The organism is Cellulomonas sp. P5_C6, assembly GCF_054049635.1.
Window position 1 is genome coordinate 12,589 of sequence record NZ_JBFULZ010000002.1, and the last position, 22,852, is coordinate 35,440.

At 73.0% G+C, this 22,852-nt stretch carries 26 protein-coding genes; 13 read left to right on the forward strand and 13 right to left on the reverse strand.

The window, feature by feature from the left end:
* Nucleotides 1-132 precede the first annotated feature (132 nt).
* The 4 genes from ACXJKG_RS00450 to ACXJKG_RS00465 are packed head-to-tail and all read left to right on the forward strand — an operon-like array spanning nucleotide 133 to nucleotide 3,209.
* Nucleotides 133-849: an alpha/beta fold hydrolase gene (locus ACXJKG_RS00450; protein WP_456843786.1), complete on the forward strand. Its 717-nt coding sequence runs from the start codon at nucleotides 133-135 to the stop codon at nucleotides 847-849.
* A complete protein-coding gene (locus tag ACXJKG_RS00455; protein WP_456843787.1) occupies nucleotides 846-1,685 on the forward strand; it encodes an alpha/beta fold hydrolase in 840 nt (279 codons plus the stop codon). The genes ACXJKG_RS00450 and ACXJKG_RS00455 overlap by 4 nt, the downstream gene beginning before the upstream one ends.
* Nucleotides 1,686-1,689: 4 nt before the next feature.
* Complete coding sequence (locus tag ACXJKG_RS00460; RefSeq protein ID WP_456843788.1) at nucleotides 1,690-2,937, forward strand: low temperature requirement protein A; 1,248 nt, start codon at nucleotides 1,690-1,692, stop codon at nucleotides 2,935-2,937.
* Entirely contained in the window at nucleotides 2,934-3,209 is a 276-nt protein-coding gene (locus tag ACXJKG_RS00465) for a DUF1905 domain-containing protein (protein WP_456843789.1), read from the forward strand. Before ACXJKG_RS00460 ends, ACXJKG_RS00465 begins: the two co-directional genes overlap by 4 nt.
* Nucleotides 3,210-3,212: 3 nt before the next feature.
* On the opposite strand, the gene ACXJKG_RS00470 is transcribed toward ACXJKG_RS00465, so the two are convergent.
* The 3 genes from ACXJKG_RS00470 to ACXJKG_RS00480 are packed head-to-tail and all read right to left on the reverse strand — an operon-like array spanning nucleotide 3,213 to nucleotide 7,036.
* On the reverse strand, nucleotides 3,213-4,142 hold the full coding sequence (locus tag ACXJKG_RS00470; protein ID WP_456843790.1) for an aldo/keto reductase: 930 nt from the start codon (nucleotides 4,140-4,142) through the stop codon (nucleotides 3,213-3,215).
* Between the two features lie 15 nt (nucleotides 4,143-4,157).
* The gene (locus ACXJKG_RS00475; protein ID WP_456843791.1) at nucleotides 4,158-4,799 is read right to left on the reverse strand and encodes a class I SAM-dependent DNA methyltransferase; all 642 of its coding nucleotides are present in this window, start codon (nucleotides 4,797-4,799) and stop codon (nucleotides 4,158-4,160) included.
* On the reverse strand, nucleotides 4,799-7,036 hold the full coding sequence (locus ACXJKG_RS00480) for an exo-beta-d-1,3/1,6-glucosidase (RefSeq protein ID WP_456843792.1): 2,238 nt from the start codon (nucleotides 7,034-7,036) through the stop codon (nucleotides 4,799-4,801). Before ACXJKG_RS00480 ends, ACXJKG_RS00475 begins: the two co-directional genes overlap by 1 nt.
* Before the next feature lie 63 nt (nucleotides 7,037-7,099).
* On the opposite strand from ACXJKG_RS00480, the gene ACXJKG_RS00485 reads away from it, so the two are divergent.
* Together ACXJKG_RS00485 and ACXJKG_RS00490 are read left to right on the forward strand one after the other, a co-directional pair.
* Entirely contained in the window at nucleotides 7,100-7,693 is a 594-nt protein-coding gene (locus ACXJKG_RS00485; protein ID WP_456843793.1) for a sugar O-acetyltransferase, read from the forward strand.
* Nucleotides 7,694-8,178: 485 nt separating this feature from the next.
* Nucleotides 8,179-9,525: a DUF222 domain-containing protein gene (locus ACXJKG_RS00490; protein ID WP_456843794.1), complete on the forward strand. Its 1,347-nt coding sequence runs from the start codon at nucleotides 8,179-8,181 to the stop codon at nucleotides 9,523-9,525.
* 193 nt (nucleotides 9,526-9,718) lie between these two features.
* Here ACXJKG_RS00490 and ACXJKG_RS00495 read toward each other — a convergent pair whose 3' ends face one another.
* From ACXJKG_RS00495 to ACXJKG_RS00505, 3 genes are all read right to left on the reverse strand, one after another.
* The gene (locus ACXJKG_RS00495) at nucleotides 9,719-10,024 is read right to left on the reverse strand and encodes a hypothetical protein (RefSeq protein WP_456843795.1); all 306 of its coding nucleotides are present in this window, start codon (nucleotides 10,022-10,024) and stop codon (nucleotides 9,719-9,721) included.
* Between the two features lie 109 nt (nucleotides 10,025-10,133).
* Nucleotides 10,134-10,760 (reverse strand): class I SAM-dependent methyltransferase, encoded by a 627-nt coding sequence (locus tag ACXJKG_RS00500; protein WP_456843796.1) that lies wholly within the window; start codon nucleotides 10,758-10,760, stop codon nucleotides 10,134-10,136.
* Between the two features lie 99 nt (nucleotides 10,761-10,859).
* Nucleotides 10,860-11,519 carry a DUF2306 domain-containing protein gene (locus ACXJKG_RS00505; protein ID WP_456843797.1) on the reverse strand — a complete coding sequence of 220 codons (660 nt, stop codon included), beginning with the start codon at nucleotides 11,517-11,519 and terminating at the stop codon, nucleotides 10,860-10,862.
* A gap of 209 nt (nucleotides 11,520-11,728) precedes the next feature.
* Between ACXJKG_RS00505 and ACXJKG_RS00510 the strand changes: the two genes are divergently transcribed.
* Nucleotides 11,729-12,001, forward strand: coding sequence for a zf-TFIIB domain-containing protein (locus ACXJKG_RS00510; RefSeq protein ID WP_456843798.1), 273 nt, complete (start codon nucleotides 11,729-11,731; stop codon nucleotides 11,999-12,001).
* Nucleotides 12,002-12,032: 31 nt separating this feature from the next.
* Here the strand turns inward: ACXJKG_RS00510 and ACXJKG_RS00515 are convergent, their stop codons facing one another.
* Nucleotides 12,033-13,775 carry a lipase family protein gene (locus ACXJKG_RS00515; RefSeq protein WP_456843799.1) on the reverse strand — a complete coding sequence of 581 codons (1,743 nt, stop codon included), beginning with the start codon at nucleotides 13,773-13,775 and terminating at the stop codon, nucleotides 12,033-12,035.
* A 61-nt stretch (nucleotides 13,776-13,836) separates the two neighbouring features.
* Here ACXJKG_RS00515 and ACXJKG_RS00520 point away from each other — a divergent pair, with 61 nt between their 5' ends.
* Entirely contained in the window at nucleotides 13,837-14,922 is a 1,086-nt protein-coding gene (locus ACXJKG_RS00520) for a serine hydrolase domain-containing protein (RefSeq protein ID WP_456843800.1), read from the forward strand.
* Entirely contained in the window at nucleotides 14,919-15,689 is a 771-nt protein-coding gene (locus tag ACXJKG_RS00525) for an isocitrate lyase/PEP mutase family protein (protein WP_456843801.1), read from the forward strand. Before ACXJKG_RS00520 ends, ACXJKG_RS00525 begins: the two co-directional genes overlap by 4 nt.
* Before the next feature lie 12 nt (nucleotides 15,690-15,701).
* On the opposite strand, the gene ACXJKG_RS00530 is transcribed toward ACXJKG_RS00525, so the two are convergent.
* The 3 genes from ACXJKG_RS00530 to ACXJKG_RS00540 form a co-directional block, all read right to left on the reverse strand.
* The gene (locus tag ACXJKG_RS00530) at nucleotides 15,702-16,004 is read right to left on the reverse strand and encodes a hypothetical protein (protein WP_456843802.1); all 303 of its coding nucleotides are present in this window, start codon (nucleotides 16,002-16,004) and stop codon (nucleotides 15,702-15,704) included.
* 70 nt (nucleotides 16,005-16,074) lie between these two features.
* Entirely contained in the window at nucleotides 16,075-17,997 is a 1,923-nt protein-coding gene (locus ACXJKG_RS00535; protein WP_456843803.1) for a M3 family metallopeptidase, read from the reverse strand.
* A 55-nt stretch (nucleotides 17,998-18,052) separates the two neighbouring features.
* Entirely contained in the window at nucleotides 18,053-18,346 is a 294-nt protein-coding gene (locus tag ACXJKG_RS00540) for a DUF1905 domain-containing protein (protein WP_456843804.1), read from the reverse strand.
* Nucleotides 18,347-18,411: 65 nt separating this feature from the next.
* On the opposite strand from ACXJKG_RS00540, the gene ACXJKG_RS00545 reads away from it, so the two are divergent.
* Both ACXJKG_RS00545 and ACXJKG_RS00550 read left to right on the forward strand, forming a co-directional pair.
* Nucleotides 18,412-19,176 (forward strand): CPBP family intramembrane glutamic endopeptidase, encoded by a 765-nt coding sequence (locus ACXJKG_RS00545; protein ID WP_456843805.1) that lies wholly within the window; start codon nucleotides 18,412-18,414, stop codon nucleotides 19,174-19,176.
* Nucleotides 19,177-19,222: 46 nt separating this feature from the next.
* The gene (locus ACXJKG_RS00550) at nucleotides 19,223-20,107 is read left to right on the forward strand and encodes an aminoglycoside phosphotransferase family protein (RefSeq protein WP_456843806.1); all 885 of its coding nucleotides are present in this window, start codon (nucleotides 19,223-19,225) and stop codon (nucleotides 20,105-20,107) included.
* Here ACXJKG_RS00550 and ACXJKG_RS00555 read toward each other — a convergent pair.
* Together ACXJKG_RS00555 and ACXJKG_RS00560 are read right to left on the reverse strand one after the other, a co-directional pair.
* Nucleotides 20,091-20,426, reverse strand: coding sequence for an ArsR/SmtB family transcription factor (locus ACXJKG_RS00555; RefSeq protein ID WP_456843807.1), 336 nt, complete (start codon nucleotides 20,424-20,426; stop codon nucleotides 20,091-20,093). The two genes, ACXJKG_RS00550 and ACXJKG_RS00555, sit on opposite strands and share 17 nt — an antisense overlap.
* The gene (locus ACXJKG_RS00560) at nucleotides 20,423-20,881 is read right to left on the reverse strand and encodes an SRPBCC domain-containing protein (RefSeq protein ID WP_456843808.1); all 459 of its coding nucleotides are present in this window, start codon (nucleotides 20,879-20,881) and stop codon (nucleotides 20,423-20,425) included. Before ACXJKG_RS00560 ends, ACXJKG_RS00555 begins: the two co-directional genes overlap by 4 nt.
* A gap of 329 nt (nucleotides 20,882-21,210) precedes the next feature.
* On the opposite strand from ACXJKG_RS00560, the gene ACXJKG_RS00565 reads away from it, so the two are divergent.
* Together ACXJKG_RS00565 and ACXJKG_RS00570 are read left to right on the forward strand one after the other, a co-directional pair.
* On the forward strand, nucleotides 21,211-21,705 hold the full coding sequence (locus ACXJKG_RS00565) for an FBP domain-containing protein (RefSeq protein ID WP_456843809.1): 495 nt from the start codon (nucleotides 21,211-21,213) through the stop codon (nucleotides 21,703-21,705).
* A 32-nt stretch (nucleotides 21,706-21,737) separates the two neighbouring features.
* Nucleotides 21,738-22,454, forward strand: a complete 717-nt coding sequence (locus ACXJKG_RS00570; protein ID WP_456843810.1) for a RibD family protein — start codon at nucleotides 21,738-21,740, stop codon at nucleotides 22,452-22,454.
* 13 nt (nucleotides 22,455-22,467) lie between these two features.
* Here ACXJKG_RS00570 and ACXJKG_RS00575 read toward each other — a convergent pair whose 3' ends face one another.
* Nucleotides 22,468-22,851, reverse strand: coding sequence for a VOC family protein (locus ACXJKG_RS00575; RefSeq protein ID WP_456843811.1), 384 nt, complete (start codon nucleotides 22,849-22,851; stop codon nucleotides 22,468-22,470).
* Between the last annotated feature and the right edge of the window lies 1 nt (nucleotide 22,852).

Genomic DNA, 22,852 nt, shown 5'->3' on the forward strand with positions numbered 1-22,852 from the left:
TCCGGTGCACGCAAGATAGCGCGCGGCGTGCTCCTTCCGACCGAAGGCGTCGCGGACATGCACCTTTCGCGCCGGGGTCCGCGTTCGGAACACTGGGGCCGACACGTGCCGTCGCGCGAAGGGAACCGACCCATGAGCCCCACCGTCGTCCTGATCCACGGAGCATTTGCCGACGCCTCCGGCTGGGGCGGTGTCATCACCCGCCTGACGGCGGCCGGGTACGCCTCCTACGCTCCCGCCAACCCGCTGCGCAGCGTCTCGGGCGACGCCGCGTACGTCCGCTCGTTCCTGTCGACGATCGAGGGCGACGTCGTCCTCGTCGGGCACTCGTACGGCGGCGCGGTCATCACCAACGCGGCGGTCGGCGCGCCGAACGTCAAGGCGCTCGTCTACATCGCGGCCTTCGCGCTCGAGCAGGGCGAGTCCGCCGGTGCGGCCACGGCCCTCGGCAGCGACGGACCGCCCCCGGACCTCACGCAGGTGGTGGACATCCGCCCGTTCCCCGACGCGGGCGAGGGCAACGGCGACGCCTACCTCAAGGTCGAGATCTTCCCCCAGGTGTTCTGCCAGGACCTGCCCGCCGAGCTGGCCGCGGCGATGGCCGTCTCCCAGCGACCCGCCAGCCTGGCGACGCTGGTGGAGCCGTCCGGGCCTCCCGCGTGGAAGACCTTGCCGTCCTGGTACCTGGTCGCGTCCGGCGACCGGGTCATCCCGCCCGGCGCGGAACGGGTCATGGGCGCGCGGGCCGGGGCGACCGTCGTGGAGATCGACAGCTCGCACGTCGCCATGATCAGCCACCCCGACGAGGTCACCGCCCTGATCCAGCAGGCGATCGACGCCGTCGGGTGACCGTCGCCCCCACGCTCGTCGAGCTGTCCGACGGCCGGACGCTACGCGCGTACGACGTGCCCGTCGACCAGCCCCGGCTGACCGTCTTCTGGMATCACGGCACCCCGAACGTCGGCACGCCGCCGGAGCCGCTGCTCCCGCTGGACCCGAGCATCCGGTGGATCTCCTACGACCGGCCCGGGTACGGCGGGTCGACCCCGCACCCCGGCCGGTCGGTGGCGTCCGCGGCGGGCGACGTCGCRGGGATCGCCGACGCCCTCGGCATCGACCGGTTCGCGGTGCTGGGCCACTCCGGGGGCGGCCCGCACGCCCTGGCCTGCGCGGCGCTGCTCCCGGACCGGGTGCTCGCGGCCGTCGACGGGTCCGGGACGGCTCCGTTCGGCGCGGACGACCTCGACTGGTTCGCCGGCATCAACCCCGCCGGGACGCGCGAGCTGCGCGCGGCCGTCGCCGGGCGCGCGGCCCTCGAGCACGAGCTGTCCGGCTCCGAGTACGACCCCGAGATGTTCACGCCCGCGGACCACGAGGCCCTCGAGGGCCCGTGGGGCTGGCTGGGCCGGATCGCGGGCGAGGCGCAGCAGGGCGGCATCGGCGGGATGGTCGACGACGACCTCGCCTACGTCGCCGACTGGGGCTTCGACCCGGCCGACATCCGCGTGCCCGTGCTCGTGCTGCACGGCGACGCCGACCGCGTGGTGCCCGCGAGCCACAGCGAGTGGCTGGCCGAGCGGATCCCGTCGGCCGAGCTCTGGCTGCGGCCCGGTGACGGGCACGTCTCCGTGCTCAGCGCCGCGCCGGCCGCCCTGGACTGGCTTCTGACGCACTGCGGATACTGACCGGATGCCAGCAGAGACCGTCGTCGAGCGGCACGCGTCCTGGAAGGAGCTGTTCTTCGACCTGGTGGTCGTCGCCGGCATCGGCCAGCTGGCGCACCTGCTGCACGAGGAGTCCGACCCGACCACCGTCGGCCTCTACGCGGTGCTGTTCCTGGCGTTCTGGATCTCCTGGGCGGGCTTCGCGGTCTACGGCAACATCGCCGGGGACGACGCCCGCACGAGCGTGCTCATCACGGCGATGCTCGGCCTCGCGGTCATGGCGGCGTCCGTGCCCGGCATCCACGGCCCGCGCGCGAACGCCTTCGTCATCGCCTACGTGGCCCTCCGCTGGCTCGCCGGGGCCGTGTTCTCGCGCGGCAAGGTGCTGCTCGACTGGCCGCTCGCGCAGTACGGGCTGGGGGCCGTCCCCTGGCTCGTGTCGCTGTGGGTGCACGCGCCCGGGCGGTACTGGCTGTGGGCCCTCGGCATCGTCATCGACCTGTTCGTGCTGCTCACGGCGTCGTCCGAGCGCACGATGCAGAACGCCGAGGAGAAGCTCGAGCGGGTGCAGGGCTCGCGGCGGGCCCAGGCGAACCGGCGCGGCGGACCCGGCGGCGGCGAGCCGTTCGTGCTCGAGGGGACGCACGCCGACGAGGAGCACCTGGCCGAACGGTTGGGCCTGTTCGTCATCATCGTGCTGGGCGAGGGGCTCATCCAGATCATCGACGCCGCCGCCGACACGTCGGACTGGGACCGCAGCACGGTCGTCGTCGGGCTCGGCGCGTTCGCGCTGCTCGCCTCGGTATGGACCGCCGGCCTGCTGCACGGCACGGCGGGGATCCCCCAGCTCAAGCCGCACGTCGTCGCGCCACGGATCGTGATGCTGCTGCACGCGCTGCTCACCGGCGCGCTGGCCGCGCTCGCAGCCGCCCTCGGCATCGCGGTCGCGCACACGCACGGTGCCCTCGAGCTCGACGCCCGGACGCTGCTGTGCGCGGCGATCGCCGTCTACAGCGCGATCGGCGTCGCGACCGCCGCGCTCGTAGGAACGACGCGGGGGTGGCTGCTGGTGCGCGGCATCCCGAGCGTCGTCGTGCCGGTGGCGCTGCTGTTCCTCGGCGAGTCCCTGTCGGTCGGCGCGCTGGTGTGGCTGCTGGTGGCCGTCGTCGTCTGGCTCGCGCTGGAGAAGCGGGAGGGCGAACCGCCCCCGCGGCCCGCCCGGCGGCGTCGAGGGGAGCGCGCAACCGAGGACGACGGCATGATCGGCGCATGAGCCAGCCCCTGGATGTCACCTTCACCGTCCCCATCGAGAAGGACGGCGCCTTCCCGACATTCCTGGAGCTGACCGGCTCCAAGGAGCTGCTGGGCACCGGCAAGGCCGTCAAGGTCAGCGGGACGCTCGACGGGCACCCGTTCGCGGCGACCCTCATGCCGTCCGGCACGGGACCTCACTGGCTGCCGCTGCGCAAGGCACTGTGCACGCTCATCGGCAAGGACGCCGCGGGCGAGCTGGTCGAGGTGCACCTGCTCGAGCGGACCACCTGACCGCTACGGGACGATGTAGCCGGCCGCCCGGAACAGCTCGTACCACTCCGCGCGGGTCAGCGGGACGTCCGACCCCTGGGCCGCACCGGCGACGCGGTCCGGGCTCGTGGTCCCCAGCACCACCTGCATCTGCGCCGGGTGGCGGGTGATCCAGGCTGTCGCGATGGCGATGGGCGGGACGTCGTACTTGTGCGCCAGCCGGTCGATCACCACGTTGAGCTCGACGTACTGCGGGTTGCCCAGGAAGACGCCGGTGAAGAACCCCGCCTGGAACGGGGACCACGCCTGGATGGTGATGTCGTGCAGGCGGCAGTAGTCGAGGATCCCGCCGTCCCGGTCGATCGACTGGTCCTCCGCCTGCATGTTCGCCGCGACGCCCCGCGCGATGATCGACGAGTGCGTGATCGACAGCTGCAGCTGGTTGGCGACGATGGGCTGCGTCACGAACTTCGTGAGCAGGGCGATCTGGCCGGGCGTCTGGTTGGAGACGCCGAACGCGCGGACCTTGCCCGCGGCCTCGAGCTCGTCGAAGGCGCGGGCCACCTCCTCGGGCTCCACCAGCGCGTCGGGGCGGTGCAGCAGCAGGATGTCGAGGTAGTCGGTGTCGAGCGCCGCGAGCGACCCGTCGACCGACTCGATGATGTGCTCGTAGGAGAAGTCGAAGCCGTCGGGCGGCACGATGCCGCACTTGGTCTGGATCACCAGCTCGGCGCGGTCGGCGGGCGTCAGCCGCATCGCCTCGGCGAACCGCCGCTCGCAGGCATGCATGGTGCCGCCGTAGATGTCGGCGTGGTCGACCATCGTGATGCCGGCGTCGCGGCCGGCGCCGACCAGCTCCCGGATCTGCTCGTCGGACTTGTCCGCGATCCGCATCAGGCCGAGCACGACGTTGGGCACCGCGATGTCTGTCCCGGGCAGGGTGAAGGTCTTCACGGGGCCATGCTGCGCCTAGCAGGGCCGGCGTGCCAGTAGCGACGCCTGCGGGCTCTTCTCGCGGTCGGGCTGCGGCTCGCGGACCAGCCGGGCGCTGACGACGAGGCCTGCGGCGTGCACGGCGGCGGCGACCGACTCGGGGGCGTGCCGGTAGGCGTCCGCCGACACGTCGTGCCCGTAGGCGTGGGTCATCGTCCGCACGGCGTCGTCGCCGGAGTGCCACCCGAGCAGCAGGTGGCCGCCCGGCGCGAGGACGCGGGCCAGCTCGGCGACGACCGCGGGCAGGTCCGCCGGGGACGTGTGGATGATCGAGTACCAGGCCAGGATCCCGCTGACGCACTCGCCGGGGAGATCGAGCGCCGTCATCGACCCGACGTCGAACGACAGGTCGGGGTAGGTGCGCCGGGCGACCTCGATCATGCCGGGCGACAGGTCGATCCCGTCCGCGACGATCCCGACGGACGCCAGCCACGCGGTCATCCGGCCCGTGCCGCAGCCGGCGTCGAGCACCCTGCCGGTGCCGCGGACCCGGTCCGCGAAGGCCGCGAGCATGCCGCCCTCGAGGCCCGACTCCGGGTTCAGTCCCGTGACCAGCTCGCCGTACGCGACCGCCACCGTGTCGTACATCGCGCGGGTGGCGGCGAGGTTGTCCCCCATCAGGCGGTGACCAGGAAGCCGGCGCGCAGCAGCACCTCGTCCCGCGACGACGGGCCGACCAGCAGCTCGAACGTGCCGGGCTCGACGATGCGGCGGCCCGCGGCGTCGACGATCGTGCAGTCCGCGACGGGCAGCTCGAGGTCGACGGTCACCCGTGCCCCCGGCTCGACGGTCACCTGCCGGTACGTCTTGAGCTCCTTCTCGGCCCAGGTCACCGTGGTGACGACGTCGCGGACGTAGACCTGGACGGTCTCGAGCGCGGGCCGGTCTCCCACGTTGTGCAGCGTGACCTGCGCACGGAGGGTCCCGTCGACGCCGAGCGCGGGCTCCAGCACCCGCAGGTCGTCGTACTCGACGGTCGTGTAGGAGAGGCCCTCACCGAACGCGAACGGCACCCGCTGCGTGAGGTCGGCGTACCGCGTGCCGTGCTGGGCGGGCAGCTGGTTGTAGTAGACGGGCAGCTGGCCGACGTGCTCGGCGAACGTGATCGGCAGGCGACCCGACGGCTCGATCTGGCCCAGCACGAGCTCGGCGATCGCCCGACCACCGCGCATGCCCGGGTTGGCGGCCCAGACGATCGCTTGTGCAGACATCGCGCTCGGGGGCAGGACGTGGGGCTTGCTCGCGATGACGACGACGACCAGCGGCTTGCCGGTCGCGGCGAGGGCGTCGAGCAGGGCGACCTGGCCGCCGACGAGCTCCAGCGTGGCGGTGGAGCGGCCCTCGCCGACCAGCTCGATCCGGTCGCCGACGACGGCGACCACGACGTCGGCGTCTTCGGCCGCTTCCACGGCCGCGGCGATCAGGGAGGGGTCCGGTTCGACCGGGATGACGACCTGCGGGCGGGGCTGGCCGTCGGGGAAGAACTCGCCCTCGGGGTCGGCGCCCAGCGTGAGGATGTCCGCGCCGCGGGCGTGCGTGACCGTCCAGCCGTCGGGTGCGTGCGCACGGAAGCCGTCGAGGACCGTCTGCGTCATCTCGCGCGGGTGGCCGTCGGGGAGCCAGTCCGCCTGGCCCGAGGCGCCGGCCCAGTCGCCCAGCTGCGTGTGCTGGTCGTCGGCGTTCGGGCCGATGACGGCGATGGTCTTCGGGCTGTCCGCGAGCGGGAGCGTCCCGTCGTTCGTCAGGAGGACGAGCGAGCGGCGGGCGACCTCGAGGTTGAGCGCGACGTGCTCCGCGGACCCGATCACGGCCTGCTGGCGCGCCACGCTCGGGTGGCGGGCGTCCTCGAACAGCCCGAGCTCGAACTTCAGCGTGAGGATCCGGCCGACCGCAGCGTCGAGCGCGGTCTCGTCGAGCATCCCGCTGCGCACGGCCTCCTGGGCGCCCTCGAAGAAGCCGGGGGTCGTCATGACCATGTCGTTCCCGGCGCGGACCGCCGCCGCCGACGCGTGCGCGTAGTCGGGCTGGATGTGCTGCTCCCAGACCATCCGGCCGACGTTGTCCCAGTCGGTGATCAGCGTGCCGGTGTAGCCCCACTCGCCGCGCAGCACCTCGTTGAGCAGCCAGTCGTTGATGGTGATCGGCACGCCGTCCATCGACTGGTAGCCGAGCATGAACGTCCGGCAGCCCTCTCTCGCGACCCGCTCGAAGGGCGGCAGGAACCAGGAGCGCAGCTTGCGGCGGCTGATGTCGGCCTCGCTGGCGTCGCGCCCGCCCTGGGTCTCGGAGTAGCCGGCGAAGTGCTTGGCGGTGGCGAGGATCGCGGTCGGGTCGTCGAGGCCGTCGCCCTGGTAGCCCCGGACCATGGCCGACGACAGCTCGCCGATGAGGAATGGGTCCTCACCGAACGTCTCGCTCACCCGACCCCAGCGCAGGTCGCGCGCGATGCAGAGCACCGGCGAGAACGTCCAGTGGATGCCGGTGGCCGCCACCTCGACCGCCGTCGCGCGGGCCGCCCGCTCCAGCAGGTCGGCGTCCCAGGTGGCCGCCATGCCGAGCTGCGTCGGGAAGATCGTGGCGCCCTCCCAGAAGGAGTGGCCGTGGATGCAGTCCTCCGCGATGAGCAGCGGGATCTGCAGGCGCGTCCGCGCGGTCAGCTCGTGCGCCTCGCGCACCCGCTCCGGGGAGGTGTGCAGGATCGACCCGACGTGCAGGTTCAGAACCAGGTCCTCGACGCCGTCCTTGGCGTTGAGCTGCATCATCTGCCCGACCTTCTCCTCGAGCGTCATGCGCCCGACGAGGTCGGCGACGCGGTCCGCGACGGGTCGGGTGGGGTCCTGGTACGGCGCGGTCATGAGGCGTCCTGATCGGATCGTTTCGAGCATGATGGGCTGCGGAACACCCTAGAGGAGCGTGTGATGACCGACGAGTACGACGCCGTGCGGGCCGTGATGAACAACGGCGGGCTCTACGTGGACTTCGGCCCCGGGCTGGAGGCGCTCGAGGCCGAGCGGGTCGCCGGCAAGGAGCTGGCCTACGACTACAACCACTCGCGGCCCGGTGAGTCGGCCCTGCGGGCGTCGATCCTGCAGAAGCTGCTCGGCTCCGTGGGTCCAGGGGCGTGGATCGAGCCGCCGTTCCACGTGTCGTACGGCTCGCACGTGCACGTCGGCGCCCACTTCTACGCGAACTTCAACCTCGTGCTCGTCGACGACGCCGACATCGTCATCGGCGACCGCGTCATGCTCGCGCCGAACGTCACCATCTCGACCGCCGGCCACCCGACCGTCCCCGAGGAGCGCGTMGGCGGCTGGCAGTTCTCCCTGCCCGTGCGCATCGAGGACGACGTGTGGATCGGGTCGAACGTCACGATCCTGCCGGGCGTCACCATCGGCGCGGGCTCCGTGATCGGCGCCGGCAGCGTGGTGACGCGCGACATCCCGCCGCGCGTCGTCGCCGTCGGGGCGCCGTGCCGGGTGCTGCGGTCGGTCGACGAGCCGCGCGGGGCGTAGGGGCGGTTTCTCCACGGCAGCGCCCCGGCTCGGCCGGCGCAGCTCGCGCTCGAGCGCACTGGGCAAACCACGGGCCCGCAGTCGTCGTGGCTCGACGGGCCCCCTCGCATCGCCCGACCTCGTATTGATGACGCGTTTGTGCTGGTCAGGGGTGAATGTCAGTGGTCGGTCGTACAGTTGTTCTATGCCCGGATCGGGCGGTTGGTGCGGGTGGAGGTGGCGTGGTGACGGCGGTGATGGAGACGGTCGAGGTTGCCCGCCCAGCCGCGCGTGCCGCCCTTGGACCCGCTTCGCTCTCACCCACTCCGACCGCGCCCGCGCTCGCCTCCTCGCCCACGATCGCCAGCCCCGCGGACGTGTCGGCAGGGCCTGTAGCCGCGTCGTCCRCCGTCATGCCTGCGGCTGGGTCTGCCGGGTTGKTGTGGGCGGATTCGGGTCACGGYGCSCGCCCGGGTGTCGCGCCGGTGCCGGCWCCGGGTGCACGGGTGATCGACCTGAGCACGGTCGAAGACTTCCCCCTGCTCGGGGTCGACGTCGCTGAGTTGGTGGCGATGCTGACGTCGGTGCCCGTGGCGGACGTCTCCGATGTGGCGTTGGTGAACACGGTGACCGGGATGGCGCAGGCGATCGCGATGCTGCAGGCCGCCCAGGCCGTCGTGGTCCGCGAGATCGAAGCAAGAACCACGGACGCGTTGCGGCATGTCCCGGACGAGCTGGCSTGTGCGCTGGTGTGCACGAGGCGGGCCGCGGAGATGGTGTTCCTGCGCGCCTGGGGCACCGCCCARCACCCSGCCCTGGGCGACGCGTGGGCGGCCGGGGCGATCGAGGCCCGCAAGATCGACATCATCCTCGACGAAGTCACCAAGRGCGSSWCCGGGCTSGASSCGGGCGCGGTGCGKGCCGTGATCSACGACGCGATCGSSCGYKCKKSGGAGYTGACSGCGCCGCAGCTGGCCCGGCACGTGCGCGCCACCCTGATCGCGCTCAACCCGGCCCACGTGGAGAAGCGGCGCCTCGCCGAACGGGACCGCCGCGGCATCGAACTCATCCTGGCCCCCGACGCGATGGCCCGCCTGGTCGCCTACCTACCCGCCGCCGAAGCCACGGCGGCGTTCACCGCGATCGACGCCCTGGCCGGGCACGCCGCCCTCGACGGCGACGACCGCACCGTGGACCAACGGCGGGCGGACGCGTTCGCGGATGTGTTCACCGCCATCCTGGACCGCCAGACCACCCCCGACGGCACACCGCTGCCGCGTAAGCACGGGCAACGCGTCGCCGTGCAACTCTCCGTGGCCGCGACCACGCTGCTCGGTCTGGATGACGCGCCCGGGTTCCTCGGGTCGTACGGTCCGGTGCCGGCGCAGGTCGCCCGCGAGCTCGCCCAGGACGGCACCTGGCGACGCGTCCTGACCGACCAGGACACCGGGCAGGTCCGCGCCGTCGGCACCCAGACCTACCGCCCGGGGGCGGACCTGACCCGCACCGTGCAAGCCCGCGACGTCACCTGCACCTTCCCCGGCTGCCGCCAACCCGCCACCCGCTGCGAACTCGACCACCGCACCCCCTACAACCACCACCGCGGCGACGACCCCCACGAGCTGCAGACGTGCGAGGCGAACCTGCACGCGTTGTGCAAACACCACCACCAAGCCAAGACCGAAGGCTGGTGGAACGTCACCTACAACCCCGCCACCGGCGTCTCCACCTGGACCGACCGACACGGACTGACCTACGCCCGCCACCCCGCCCTCATCCACACCACCCCCGACCTCCTCACCCACCGACCACCCCCACCACCACCCGTCCCACTCGGCGACCCACCCTTCTGACACAGTCGTCCGATATCGAGCGCTCCCAGTGCCGCGACCCCACTGCCGAACGGACCTCCCTGGCGTTCGCGACCCGGCCACCTGGCCCGCTCCGGCCCCCGCGAGACTGGCGGAGCGGCGACTGACTCTTCGCTCCGGGCCTCGCTCAAGGCGGCGCGCCAGGCCTGCCCAGCTCAGCAGCCAGATCCCCAGGTCACCACAGCCCGGTCAGCGCACACACGGCGAGGCTGACTGCGACCACCGTTCCCACGACCACGGCGGCCTTCCGCGCGGCCCTCACGCCGAGCTGCTGCCACGCGACCGCGATCGGGACGGCCCAGACGAGCACGGCGATCGCCCGCAGCGCACCGCCCTCCACGACGTCGGCATGGCTGGGCATCGACGCCATGAACGGCGACCCCATCAGCAGCCCGATGAACCAGAGGAACCCGGACATGGGTGCGACGACCAGCAGACTGACGCCGACGACGGCGAGCAGGGCCCATCGGCGCGAGGTCATGCCGGAACGCTAGGGGGCGCAATCGTCCGACGGACCCGCCGACGATCCACGTCACTCGCCCGGTCGATCTGGTCGATCGGGCCCGAGGTGCGCGAGGCCGAGGACCGGGTCAGCGCACGCGGCGGACCGCGATCACGTTGTCGGTGACCTCCGCGACCTGGCCGCCCGGGCCGGTCGCGGTGCGCTGCGGGGCATCGAGCCGGACGACGTCCCACCCGTCGCCGAGGTCGAAGGACTCGAGCGACTCGGCGGGCGTCGGGAAGGTCGCGTCCTTGTCCCAGGACCACGGCGACACCGACGCGTGCTCGGTCACCAGCAGCATTCCGCCGGGGGCGACGAGAGCCGCGGCGCGGTGGAGCACCTCGGAGCGGGCGACGTCGGCGGGGACGTGGAAGTAGCTCGCGGTGACCAGGTCGAACACGCCGGACGGCATCGAGTGCCGCAGGTCGTGATGCTCCACGGCCACCCGCTCGGCGAGGTCGGCGTCGGCGGCGTCCTGCGCCACCCGGGCGAGTGCGGTCGGCGCGACGTCGACCGCGGTGACCTGCCAGCCCAGCGACGCGAGCCAGAGCGTGTCGCCGCCGTGCCCGCAGCCGAGGTCGACCGCGCGCCCGGGCTCCGGGAGCAAGGCCGTGACGACGTCGACGAGGACGGCGTTCGGTCGCGTGCCCCAGGACGGCTCGACGGTCGCGTAGTGCTCTTCCCAGTAGTTCTCGCCGTGGGTGTGCTCGGTCATGGTCGTCACCCTGCGCTGCGGGACGTCCCGCAAGCAAGTGAGCCTCCCGCAAGCGCGTGAGCCTCCCGCAAGCAATTGAGCATCCCGAAAGCACACGAGTCAGGTCGCGACGAGGGCACTGGCGCGCGGCGCGCGGACGGGCGGGCGGCGGCGTCGACGAATGATCCACTCGGCGATCGCCAGGTCGATCACCCACGCCGCGCCCATGAGCAGCGCGCGGGCCGTCTCGCTGGGCGCGCCGAGCACCAGGGTCCACGGCGCGAAGATGACCGCCTGCGTCCCGGCGCCCAGCCCGAGCGCGTAGCCGCGGGTCATCCAGGCGCTGTGGGTCACGACGTCACCCCGTCGGATGTTGACGACCCCGAGCACGAGGAACGCGACCATCGCGGTCCCGAACACCAGGCGGAAGACCTCGAGCAGCGGCCCGTCGCCAGCGGGCAGGTCGGTGAACACCGCCATCCACAGCCCCGCGAGCGCGGCGAGGATCCCGGCGGGCGCGACGACGCGTCCGGCCACGCGGTGCCACCGCGGTCGGCGTCGGCGCAGGCCGGGGTGGAACTGGAACGCGCCGAGCAGCAGGAACGTGGTCGCGCACACGATGTGCACCACAACGGGCGCCGGCATCGTCACGAACCGCTCGTTGTCCGGCGTGACCTCCGGGCCGCTGCTCAGCTCGGCCAGCCGCAGGGCTCCGGCGAGCATCGGCACCAGGCTCAGCAGGATCAGGCCGGCGGGTATGCGCCACGCGTGACGGGGCACGGGGTCCTCCTCGGTCGGGTCGCGAACGTCCTGGGACGAGCCTGGCGACTGCGTGCCGCGGATTCATCGGCCGAAGAGCAGGTCGCGCGGATCGTCCGTCCGGCCGATGCGGCCCCGGCGCCCGCGCCGGGCGGAGGAAACCCTCCGGGGCGCCCGGTCGTTCACCGGGCAGCCGGCGCCCGTCGGCCGAGGCACGGACGGAGACACCCATGACGCTCATCTGCCCCAAGTGCGGCTCCGACATGCGCGCCTACGAGCGCAACGGCGTGACCATCGACCAGTGCACCGGCTGCCGCGGGATCTTCCTCGACCGCGGCGAGCTCGAGCGCCTCACGGACGCCGAGTCGGCCTACTACGGCTCCCGGCAGGCGGCACCGCCCGCGCACTACCCCGAGGACCAGTACCGCGGCGACCGGGACGACCACTACTCGAGCAAGAAGAAGCGGCGCCCGAGCAGCTTCCTCGGCGACCTCTTCGACTGACGGTGACGACAGAGTGTCAGCCGCGCGTGTCTCAGCGGCACGTGTCCGCGGCCGGTGCCCCCGCGAAGCGGTCCGCCGTCCACGTGAGCAGGTCCGGGACCAGCGGTGAGTCGGCCGCGACGAGCCCGACGTGGTCCCGGCCCGCGTAGGTGCGGTAGTCGACCCCAAAACCGGCGGCCCAGCGGGCGTCGACGTAGGCGTCCTGCGCGGACGGGACCACGAGGCCGTCGTCGGCACCCTGCGCCACGAGCACCGGCGCCGGGATCGGCCCCGACGGCACGTTCTCGGTGAGCCGCGCCAGGAACGGGCCGCTGCTCGGGTCGCCGGACCAGATCGGCTTGTCCAGGAACACCGAGGTCACCGCCGAGACGAGGATGCCCGGCTCGGCCAGGCACYGCTGGGCCATCTCCCGCACGATGATCCGCGCACCGGGTCGGACGAGGTCGTCGTACCGGACGTCCGGGTAGGTGGCGGTGTAGGCGTCGACGACGTACGACGCGAAGAGCTCGCCGCCGGTCACGCCACCCATGGCATCGACGAGGCCGGGCAGGTTGCTCGCCGGCGCCAGGGCCGCGACACCGTCGATCTCGAGCTCCGGGGCGTACGTCGGCGCGAGGATCCCGGCCCAGAGCGCCGCGTGCCCGCCCTGCGAGTGACCCCACACCACCGTCTGGTCGGCCAGGTGCGCCTCGGTCAGCTGGTGCGCGGCGCGGACGGCGTCGAGGACGGACCTGCCCTCTCCCTGCCCAATGAGGTACGGGTGCTGCCCCGACGTGCCGAGCCCGACGTAGTCGGCGGCGACCATGGCCCAGCCCTGCTCGATCACCCGATCCTGGACGACCATCGCGCCGGCCCGGAGCCCCTCCTCGAGYACGGACGGGGCGCAGCCCGGTGAGGCGCCGGTGGTCCCGTGGGCCCACGCGACCACGGGGCTCGGACCTGCCGACGTCGGGGCGATGACGATCCCGCTCCCGGTCGCGGGCTCCCCCTCGTCGCGGGTGGTCGTGTAGAGGATCTTCCACGCGGAGGCGCCGACGGGTATCTCGTCGCTGCGGAACGGCTCGCTGCGCAGCAGCTGTCCGGGTGCCGACGGGACGTCGGCCGGCGGGTCGTAGAAGGCGTCCGGAGCCGGCGCGCCCCGCTGCAGGGCGAGGCTCAGGACGACGAGGACCACGGCGACGAACGCGCCCAGCACCGTCCCGGCGAGCCGCCAGCCACCGACGCGGGGAGCTCGGCGACGACGACCCGGCCGCGGTACCGGCACGTTCCCGCCGCGGACGAACCCGACGAGCTCGGTCACCCCGACGACCACGAGCCACGCCCCGAACGCCACGGCGAGCACGAGCACGGTGATGTCGGGCCACGCCAGCGCGAGCACGCCGAACGCGATCGACGTGACGCCGCCGACCGCCGCGTCCACGCGTGCGGCGCCCCTCACGCCGGGGGCGTGCGCGACGTCGATCGCTCCGCCGAGGACCAGCGCGAGCGCGAGCACCACGGTGAGGATCCCGAGCGTCGCCCCCGGCCACACGGCGACCGCGATCGCGGCGGCCAGGAGCACGACGCCGCGCAGCACGGTCGTGCGCGCATGGTCGCCGACGACCAGCCCGGCGATCCCGGCGACGGCGAGGCCGGTCACGACGAGGACGAGGAGCACTGCGAGGGACGAGAACGGGCGGAGCACGAGCACGGCGCCGAGCAGGACGCAGCCCAGCCCGAGCACGAGGCGCACGCCACGCGGCACCCGTGGTCGAGGGGCAGCGGCTGTCGCCATGAGCCGAACCTAGTGCGCCCTCCGAGCGCCGATGTGGGACCTCCGGTGCAGGGTGGACCGCATGGACGTGACGCAGGTGGTCGAGGCCCGGGTGGCCTCGGGCGAGGTGCACGGCGCGGCGTGGCTGGTGGACCGGGGCGGGTCGGTGACCAGCGGGATCGCGGGCATCGCCAGGCCGGACTCGGTCTTCCGGATCTCGTCGGTGACCAAGCCGGTGGTGGCGGCGCTCGCCATGGCGCTGGTCGACGACGGCGTGCTGGCTCTCGACGACGAGGTCGACCGGTGGCTCCCGGAGCTGGCGGACCGGTGCGTGCTGCGCTCCCCGGGAAGCCCGCTCGACGACACGGTCCCGGCCGACCGCGCGGTCACCGTCCGCGACCTGCTGGAGTTCCGGCTCGGGATCGGCATGGACTTCGCCGGCCCCTTCCCCGGCACGGTGCTCGGCGCGCTGGCCGAGGCGGGACTGCCCGTCGGACCGCCCGCGCCGCAGGAGGCGCCGCCACCCGACGAGTGGATGCGGATCGTCGGGGGCGTGCCGCTCTCCGCCCAGCCGGGGACCCGCTGGCTCTACAACACGAGCGCGCAGGTGCTCGGCGTGCTCCTGGCCCGCGCTGCGGGTCGGCCGCTACCCGAGCTGCTCGCCGGCCGGCTGCTCGACCCGCTCGGCATGCGCGACACCGGGTTCCACGTCCCCGCACAGGACCTCGCGCGGCTGGACCGGCACTGGACGGGCGACGCCGTCTACGACGTGCCCGACGGCCAGTGGTCCCGGCCGCCCGCGTTCGCCGACGCCGGCGCCGGGCTCGTCTCGACCGTCGCCGACCTGCACACGTTCGCGACGATGCTGCGTGGCCGCGGATCGACCGTGCTGAGCCCGCAGGCGGTGACCGCGATGACGTCCGCGCACGTCGGGGCGCACGACCCGGCCGGGCACGAGGGCTGGGGGCTGGGCCTCGGCGTGCTCCTGTCCCACGCTCCCGACGGCCGGCACGCCGGGACCTACGGCTGGGACGGCGGTCTAGGGTCGACGTGGTGGACCGACCCGGTGACGGACACGATCGCCGTGCTGCTGACGACGGACGCGTGGGCGTCCGGCCAGCCGACGCCGATCTTCACCGACTTCTGGCAGGCGGTGTTCGCAGCGTGACGACGACATTCCACCAGCTGCACCTGGGCGACGGGCCGCTGCTGCTGCCGAACGCCTGGGACGTCGGCTCAGCACTGGCGTTCGTCGACGCGGGATTCCCGGCGGTCGGCACCACGAGCTTCGGGGTGGGCGCGGCCCTCGGTCGGGCGGACGGCGGCCGGGCCACGCGGGACGCCACGCGCGAGCTCGTCCGGCGGCTCGCCCACCTCCCGGTGCACGTGTCGGCGGACGTCGAGGACGGGTACGACGACGACCCGGACGACGTGGCCGCCTACGTCGCGAGCCTGCCCGTGGCCGGCATCAACATCGAGGACAGCATCGACAGCCGACTCATCGCTCCCGAGCGGCACGCCGCCAAGATCGAGGCGATCGCCCAGGCCAGTCCGGGCGTGTTCATCAACGCGCGGGTCGACACCTACTGGTTCCGGCAGGACGCGACCGTCGCCGCCACCGTCGCCCGTGCGCTGACGTACGTCGCCGCGGGAGCGCACGGCATCTTCCTGCCCGGCGCGACGGACCTGGACGACCTGCGCACGCTGGCGCGCGAGATCCCCGTGCCGCTCAACGTGCTGCTCATCCCGGGCCAGAGCGTGCTCCAGCTCGGTGACCTGGGCATCCGCCGCGTGAGCACGGGCTCGCTGCCCTACCGGGCCGCGGTCGACGCGGCGGTCGAGGTGGCCACCGCCGCCCGCGACGGTCGGCCGCTCCCGGGGGCGACGTCGTACGCGCAGGCTCAGGAGCGCCTGCGCCGGTACGAGGGCGACTGACCCCGGCCGCCCTCAGACGAACCGCTCGACGAAGGCGATGACGACCGAGTCGTTCCAGCCGTCGATTCCCGCGAACACGTCCGCCCGCTCGGGCGAGGCCATCCAGGCCTGCTCGAGGCGCACGAACTCGTCGGCGTCGCCGTCGGCGGACACTGCCCACGTGAACTCGGCCGCCTCACGGTTCAGGTAGGCGGACTCCACGGTGAAGCCGAACGCGGCCCGCGCGGGCACCAGCCGACTGGGCCACCAGACGAGGAAGTCCTCGACCAGGTGGGGCTTGAGGTTGTAGCGGCGAAGCTGGACGGTCCGGGTCACGTGCGGTCCTCTCGATCGACGGTGCAGCCAGGCCAGTACGGCGGGCCGGTGCAGGCAGGCCAGTGCGGCGTCAGTCCGTGCCGGCCGTCAGCCACGCCTCGAAGGCGTCGAACGACGACGGCCGGCCGAGGAAGTCCTGCACCAGGTCGGCGGCGTCGGCCGACCCGCCGGGCGCCAGGATCGCCTCGCGGTAGCGGCGGCCGACCACGGGGTCCATCAGGCCGTCGGTGAACGCGGTGCGCAGGTCCTTCGCGATGATCAGGCTCCAGAGGTACGTGTAGTACGCGGAGCCGTAGCCCTCGAGGTGCCCGAACCCGGCGTACTGGTGGGTGTCCGGGATCGGCGTGTAGGGGCCGAACCTCGCGTCGATCTCGGCGGTGTAGGCCGCGAGGTCGGCCGGCGGGTCGGCGTGCAGGCCGTAGGAGAGGGCCGTGAAGTTGAGCTGGCGCCGGGTCCAGGCGCCGCGCGCGAACCCGTCGGCGCGCCGCATCGCCGCGACCAGCTCCGCCGGGATCGCCTCGCCCGCGGCGTTCGTCGCGAAGGACCCGAGCACACCGGCGTCCCAGCCCCACTCCTCGAGCAGCTGGCTGGGCGCCTCGACGAAGTCCCACTCCGTGGCGACGCCGGTGAACATCGCCCAGGGCTGCTGTCCGCCGAGCACCTCGTGCACCAGGTGGCCCAGCTCGTGGAAGAACGTCAGCACGTCGTCGTGCTCCATGAGGCCGGTGGGGAAGTTGCAGACGAGCACGCCCTCCGGCAGCGACCGCCCCGCGATGCCCGGCACCAGCCCGAACTGGGCGGCGTGGTTGAACTTGCCGGCCCGGGGGTGCATGTCGAGGTACACGCGTCCGATCAGCGCCCCGTCGACCGCGACGTCGTAGACCTGGACGTCGTCGTGCCACGTGGGGACGTCCACGGGCTGCAGCGCGATGTCGAACAGCCGCTGCACCACGTCGAGGATCCCCGGCAGCACGGCCTCGTAGCGGAAGTACTCGCGGACCGCGCGGGCGTCGACGTCGTACTGCTCGTTCTTGATGACCTGCTCGTAGTAGAGGTTGTCGGCGGGCGTGACCGCGACGGCGTCGGGGACGTCCTGGCGGTACCGGGCGAGCATGACCTCGACGTCCCGGGCCGCCGGCGCCGCGGTGAGGGTGTCGAGCCGCTCGATCAGGTCGGCGATCGCCTGGCCGGTGCCGATCATCCGGGGCTCGGCGTCGTACGTGGGCCAGTCGGGGTAGCCCAACAACGTGGCGCGCTCGGCCCGCAGCCGGAGCAGCTCCGCGAGAAGCGGCTCGTTGGCCGGCCAGCCGAGCGACTGGTACTCGCTGGTGAGCGCGAGCCGGACGGCCGGGTCGGTCGCGTACGTGCGGACCGGGAGCAGGTCGGGGTACTCGGTGGTCAGCGTGACCAGCCCGTCGGCGTCGGCGGGGTGCTCCGCGCGGAAGTCGTCGGGCAGCCCGTCCAGCTGCTCGGGCGGGACCCTGATGCTGCGCACGCCGTCGCGGATGTTCCGCGAGAACTCGAGCCCGATCTCAGTGCACCGCTGCGCGAGAGCCCGCAGCCGGTCACGGTCCTCGGGCGAGCGGTCGACGCCCGCGCGGCGGAAGTCGCGGAGCACGTGCTCCCGGACCCGGGCCGCCCCGGGCTCGAGCCCGTCCGCCGACGTCGCCGCCAGCACCTGCCACAGCTCGTGGTCCAGCTCGCGCTCGGTGCCCAGGTCCTCCGCCGCTTGCGCGCGCTCCTCGGCGGCTGCCCGCAGGTCCGCGTCGGGGTGCACCTCGGCGAGGAGGTGCGCCGCTGCCGACGCCGACCCGAGCGCGATGTCCGTGTCGTTCCACAGGCCGAGGACCTCGGCGGTCGACCGCGGGGTGCCGTCCTTCAGCCGGGCGACGAGGGCGCGGGCGTCGTCGAGGGACGCGTCGACGGTCGTCGCGAGGAAGGCCGGCCAGGCGGCGGCGTCGGTGGGGAACGAGGTCGGCGGCTGCGCAGGCATGAGTCCGACCATATTCCCGTCACCGGCGCACCGACGCAGGGTTTGCGCGATCAGGTCAGCGAGGGCCGCCCAGGATCAGCCGCACCGTGACCGTGTCGCCGACGTCGAGGTACTCGGCCTTGCGCACCATGCCCTTCACGGGGACCAGGTAGCGGCCGTCCTTGGGGAACAGGGACGTCTCCCACTCGGTGTCGTCGATGCGCGCGAGCACGGGGATGACCCCCCAGCCGTAGGTGACCATCGAGGACACGGCCTTGATGCTGGCACTCTCCGCCTCGGGCACCGGGACGTAGTGGTAGGGCGACGGGCCGCGCCAGTAGATGATCTCGCCGCTGAACTCCAGCTCCATCGACCCAGGATGGCGCACCTGCGCGCGCGGGCGCAGCCCGGCGAGGGATGGTAGTTGTGGTCAGCATGTCGACCGATCGCCGACCGTCCGTCCGCGCCGCGTTCGTCGCGTTCCTCGTCTACGCGGCGATCTTCGTCGGCGGGGTGTGGTTGTCGGGCATCGGGTACGAGCACCTGTTCGACACGACCGAGACCACGCTGCGGGGAGCGGTCCTCCCGCTCGCGGCCGGCTCGGTGTGGCTCGTCGTGTTCCTGCGGTGGACCCGCTGGGACCACGTGTTCCGCGACGGCACGCGCCTGCCGATGGGGCGGTTCCTCTGGGTCCTGCCGATCGCCGTCCTGGCGCTGAGCGCCCTGCGTCTGGCGGGTGCCGACTGGAGGCCGGTCACGGCCGCCTACCTGGGAGCCCTCCTGCTCGCGTCGGTGCTGGTCGGGTTCGCGGAGGAGACGCTGTTCCGCGGGATCATCCTGCGGGCGCTCCGGGAGACGGTGCGGACCGAGGGATCGGTCGCCCTGCTGTCCAGCCTCTGGTTCGGCGCGTTCCACCTGGTGAACCTGCTGCTCGGCGAGCCGGGCGCGGTCCTCCAGCTGGTCTTCGCCACCCTCACGGGCACGGCGTTCTACCTGGCCCGGCGCGGTACCGGCTCCATCGTGGCGGCCATGGTGCTGCACGGATTCTGGGACCTGTCGACGTTCCTCGCCGGCACGTATCCCGGCGACGGAGCTCTTGCGGACGCGGCGAACTTCCTCACGACCGTGATCTACCCGCTCGCCCTGGTGACCCTGGTCGTCCTCGTCGTCCGGGGACGCCGGGAGCGTGTCGCGGCCTGAGAAATCCCGTTGGCCGCGTCGGTCGCCGCCTGCTCGACTGGTCGCGATGACCACCACGGGAATGCACGCCGACGAGCTCGACCTGCCCGTCGAGCTCGTCCGCCGACTCCTCGCCGAGCAGCTGCCGCGGTGGGCGGACCTGCCCGTCCGCCGCGTGTCCTCGAGCGGCACGGACAACGCGATGTTCCGGCTGGGCGACGAGCTCGTGGTCCGGATGCCCCGCATCCACTGGGCGCGCGGCGGGGTCGACCACGAGGCGAAGTGGCTGCCGCGCGTCGAGGGGCTGCTGCCGGTGACGACTCCCCGGCTGGTCGCCGTCGGTCGCCCCGGTCCCGCGTACCCCTGGACGTGGTCGGTCCTGTCGTGGGTCCCCGGCGAGAACCCGCGGCTCGGCCGCCTGCACCACGCGGCGGGACTGGCCCGCGAGCTCGCGGCGCTGGTGCGGGCCGTGCGCGCGATCGACCTCGACGGCGGCGTCGCCAGGCCCGGCACGCTGGCGGCGAGGGACGCGCAGGTGCGCACGGACATCGCGGCCCTGGCCGACGACATCGACACCGCCGCCGTCACCGCGATCTGGGAGCACGCGCTCGCGACCGCCGAGTGGGCCGGGGACGCCACCTGGGTGCACGGCGACATCGCGCCCGGCAACCTGCTGCTCGACGACGACCACCGGCTCACGGGGCTCATCGACTTCGCGGGCATCGGCGTCGGCGACCCCACGGTGGACCTCGGTGTCGCCTGGAACCTGCTGCCACCGCCCGCGCGGGCGCAGTTCCGGGCCGCGCTCGAGGTCGACGACGTGTCCTGGACGAGGGCACGCGCGCGGGCCCTCGCGCAGGCCCTCGTCCAGCTGCCGTACTACCGCGACACCAACCCCGTGCTGGCGGCGAACGCCCGCCACGTGATCCGCGAGGTCACGGCTGAGGCGTAGGACCCTCCAGCGACTCCGCGATGCGGGTGATCGCGTCCAGCCGGCGGTCCCACTCCGCGCCGATCGCCTCGAGCGCGCGAGCCGTCTGGTTCAGGCGTGAGCCCAGCGCGCGGTACCGGATCTCCCGCCCGGCCCGGACGGGTTCCACCAGGCCGGCGTCGGCCAGGACGGCGAGGTGCTTGGCGATGGCCTGCCGCGACACCGGGAACCGGGTGGCCAGGGCGGACGCCGACAGCTCCTCGCGCCCCAGCACCTGCAGGACGGCCCAGCGGGTGTCGTCCGCGAGCGCGGCGAACACGGGGACCAGGGTCGAGGTCACGAGGACCCCTCCAGGAAGGCGACCAGCTCGTCCAGCTCGCTGGTCCACCCCTCGCGGTTCGAGCTCATGGCCTCCAGCGGGTCGCGGCCCAGCAGGCCGAAGCCCGACTCGACGACGCTCAGCACGGTGGCACCCCCGTCAGCCACGAGCGTGAACCGGACCAGGGTGGAGTTGTCGGGGCGCAGCGGCTGGTCGGGCGTGCCCCACGTGAAGGCGAAGACGGCGGGCTCGTCGTACTCCTCAATGCGCACGGGGAACTCGCCGTAGCCCTCGAACCCGAACGTGCCCTCGCCGCCCACCCGCAGGTCGGGCAGCGTGGCCATGCTGCCGAACCACTGGGTGATCAGGTCGTCGCGGGTGAGCGCCGCCCAGACCCGGTCCGGCGACGCCTTGATGTGGACGGTGCGCGAGACGGTGTAGGTCTCGGTGTCGACGACGGCGGGCTGCTGGGTCATGGTCGGTCCTTCGGTTCGCTCCGGCGATGCAACACGAGAGTTGCACAACCGAGGGGCACGCGCAACTCGTCGGTTGCAGTCCACCTCGTATCGCTTTGACTCCGGAGTCGGCGGGAGCGCACCATCGGGTCGAGCTGTGCCGCGGGACGAGCCCACGGCCGTCGACCACGGAGCGCATCACGATGCAGCGGGGAAGCGGGGCGGCCGTCCAGGCCTGCTCAGGCGTGCACCGGACGCCCGCTCGGCACGCCTGACGCCTCACGGCGACTCCTTCGGCATGCCTGCGCGGGGACCGTTTTCCCTTCCCACGTCGCACGAGAGCCGAACCCATGAACCCCTTGACCGAGAAGATCGTCCGCGCCTCCTTCGTGAACTGCTCGAAGCGTGAGGCCGCTCAGCTGACCCTGCCCCCCGACCTGGCGGACCTGCGCTGGGACCGTCTGGACTACCTCGGGTGGATCGACCGCAAGGCGCCCCTGCGCGCGTACGTCGTCCTCCCCGTCGAGGACTCGCTGGTCGGCGTCACCCTGCGGTCGCCCGAAGGTGCCGCGAAGCGCCGGCGAGCCGTGTGCGCCTGGTGCGAGGACGTCTACGCCACCGAGGACGTCTCGATGTACGTCGCCCGCCGCGCCGGCTCGCCCGGCCGCAACGGCGACACCATCGGCACCCTGATCTGCACCCGCTTCGACTGCTCGAGCAACGTCCGGCGCAAGCCGACCATCATCGAGGGCGGCGACGACCCCGCCGGCTTCGTGCAGCGCCGCATCGAGGACCTGCACGAGCACACCGCGAAGTTCGCCCGCGAGGTCCTGCGCGAACTCTGAGCCGTGTGGGCGGGTGGCCGTACCGTCCCGGGATGGCCACCCGCCCGCGCGTCATCGTGTCCGTCACCGCGACGGTCGACGGCCGGATCACCCTGAGCCGCGACGGGCGATTGCTGGACGACGAGGTTGACCGGCGCTGGAGGGCCCTCTGGCCCGCCGATGCCGACGCGCTGGTCGCACGTCGGGCCGCGGCGATCGAGCGGCACCGTCCGACCGTGGTCCTCGAGGGCAGCGGCACGTTCGTCCCCGACGACGCCGGTCCGGTGGACCTGCCCGCGTCCGACGAGGACCTCTGGTCCGACTTCGTGCCGCGGCGCACCCCGCGGTGGTTCGCGGTGGTGGACGGCCGGGGCCGCGTGCCGTGGACGTTCACCGGCGACGACGAGACCAGCCTGCTGGTCCTGGTGTGCCGTGCGACCCCGGCCGCCTACCTCGCCGACCTGCGCCGCCGCGCCATCCCGTATCTCGTCGCCGGGGAGCAGCGCGTCGACCTGGCGGCCGCCCTGGTCAGGCTGCGTGAGGTGCTCGGTGCGGAGTGCGTCGTGTCCGAGGGCGGCGGCGGGCTCAACGCCGCGCTGCTCGACGCCGGCCTGGTGGACGAGCTGCACGTCCTGACCATCCCGGCGCTCGTCGGCGGGCTGGGCACGCCGTCGATCGTCGACGGGTCGCCCCTGCGCCCGGTCACCCTGACCTCCACGCACGTCGAGGTCGGGGCGAACGGCTCGATCCTCGCCAGCTACGAGGTCTGAGGGTCGAGAAGGCTCAGTCCTCGTCGAGGCAGAGGCAGAACGGGTGCCCGGCGGGGTCGATCATCACGCGCACGTTCGGCTGGAACTGCGCGTCGGCCACGCGGGCGCCCAGCGCCACGGCGTCCTCGACGGCCGACGTCAGGTCGCCCACCTGGAAGTCGAGGTGCATCATCGGCCGTTGCTCACCGTCGACCGGCGGCCAGACGGGCACCCGGTACCCCTCGGCCTGCTGGACGACCATGAACGTCGCCCCACCCGGCGCCTGCAGGATCGAGGTGCCCGGTTCCTGGTGGCCGATCGGCCAGCCGAGCAGCGCCGAGTAGAACCCCGCCAGGGCCTCGGGGTCCGGGGCCTCGATGGCCAGCCCCCACCACATGCCGTCGATCCGTGATCGCATG

Coding starts and splice junctions, on each gene's coding strand:
- ACXJKG_RS00450 (WP_456843786.1), top strand. CDS start 133: ATGAGCCCCACCGTCGTCCTGATCCACGGAGCATTTGCCGACGCCTCC.
- ACXJKG_RS00460 (WP_456843788.1), top strand. CDS start 1,690: ATGCCAGCAGAGACCGTCGTCGAGCGGCACGCGTCCTGGAAGGAGCTG.
- ACXJKG_RS00465 (WP_456843789.1), top strand. CDS start 2,934: ATGAGCCAGCCCCTGGATGTCACCTTCACCGTCCCCATCGAGAAGGAC.
- ACXJKG_RS00475 (WP_456843791.1), bottom strand. CDS start 4,799: ATGGGGGACAACCTCGCCGCCACCCGCGCGATGTACGACACGGTGGCG.
- ACXJKG_RS00480 (WP_456843792.1), bottom strand. CDS start 7,036: ATGACCGCGCCGTACCAGGACCCCACCCGACCCGTCGCGGACCGCGTC.
- ACXJKG_RS00495 (WP_456843795.1), bottom strand. CDS start 10,024: ATGACCTCGCGCCGATGGGCCCTGCTCGCCGTCGTCGGCGTCAGTCTG.
- ACXJKG_RS00500 (WP_456843796.1), bottom strand. CDS start 10,760: ATGACCGAGCACACCCACGGCGAGAACTACTGGGAAGAGCACTACGCG.
- ACXJKG_RS00510 (WP_456843798.1), top strand. CDS start 11,729: ATGACGCTCATCTGCCCCAAGTGCGGCTCCGACATGCGCGCCTACGAG.
- ACXJKG_RS00520 (WP_456843800.1), top strand. CDS start 13,837: ATGGACGTGACGCAGGTGGTCGAGGCCCGGGTGGCCTCGGGCGAGGTG.
- ACXJKG_RS00535 (WP_456843803.1), bottom strand. CDS start 17,997: ATGCCTGCGCAGCCGCCGACCTCGTTCCCCACCGACGCCGCCGCCTGG.
- ACXJKG_RS00540 (WP_456843804.1), bottom strand. CDS start 18,346: ATGGAGCTGGAGTTCAGCGGCGAGATCATCTACTGGCGCGGCCCGTCG.
- ACXJKG_RS00545 (WP_456843805.1), top strand. CDS start 18,412: ATGTCGACCGATCGCCGACCGTCCGTCCGCGCCGCGTTCGTCGCGTTC.
- ACXJKG_RS00550 (WP_456843806.1), top strand. CDS start 19,223: ATGACCACCACGGGAATGCACGCCGACGAGCTCGACCTGCCCGTCGAG.
- ACXJKG_RS00560 (WP_456843808.1), bottom strand. CDS start 20,881: ATGACCCAGCAGCCCGCCGTCGTCGACACCGAGACCTACACCGTCTCG.
- ACXJKG_RS00565 (WP_456843809.1), top strand. CDS start 21,211: ATGAACCCCTTGACCGAGAAGATCGTCCGCGCCTCCTTCGTGAACTGC.
- ACXJKG_RS00570 (WP_456843810.1), top strand. CDS start 21,738: ATGGCCACCCGCCCGCGCGTCATCGTGTCCGTCACCGCGACGGTCGAC.
- ACXJKG_RS00575 (WP_456843811.1), bottom strand. CDS start 22,851: ATGCGATCACGGATCGACGGCATGTGGTGGGGGCTGGCCATCGAGGCC.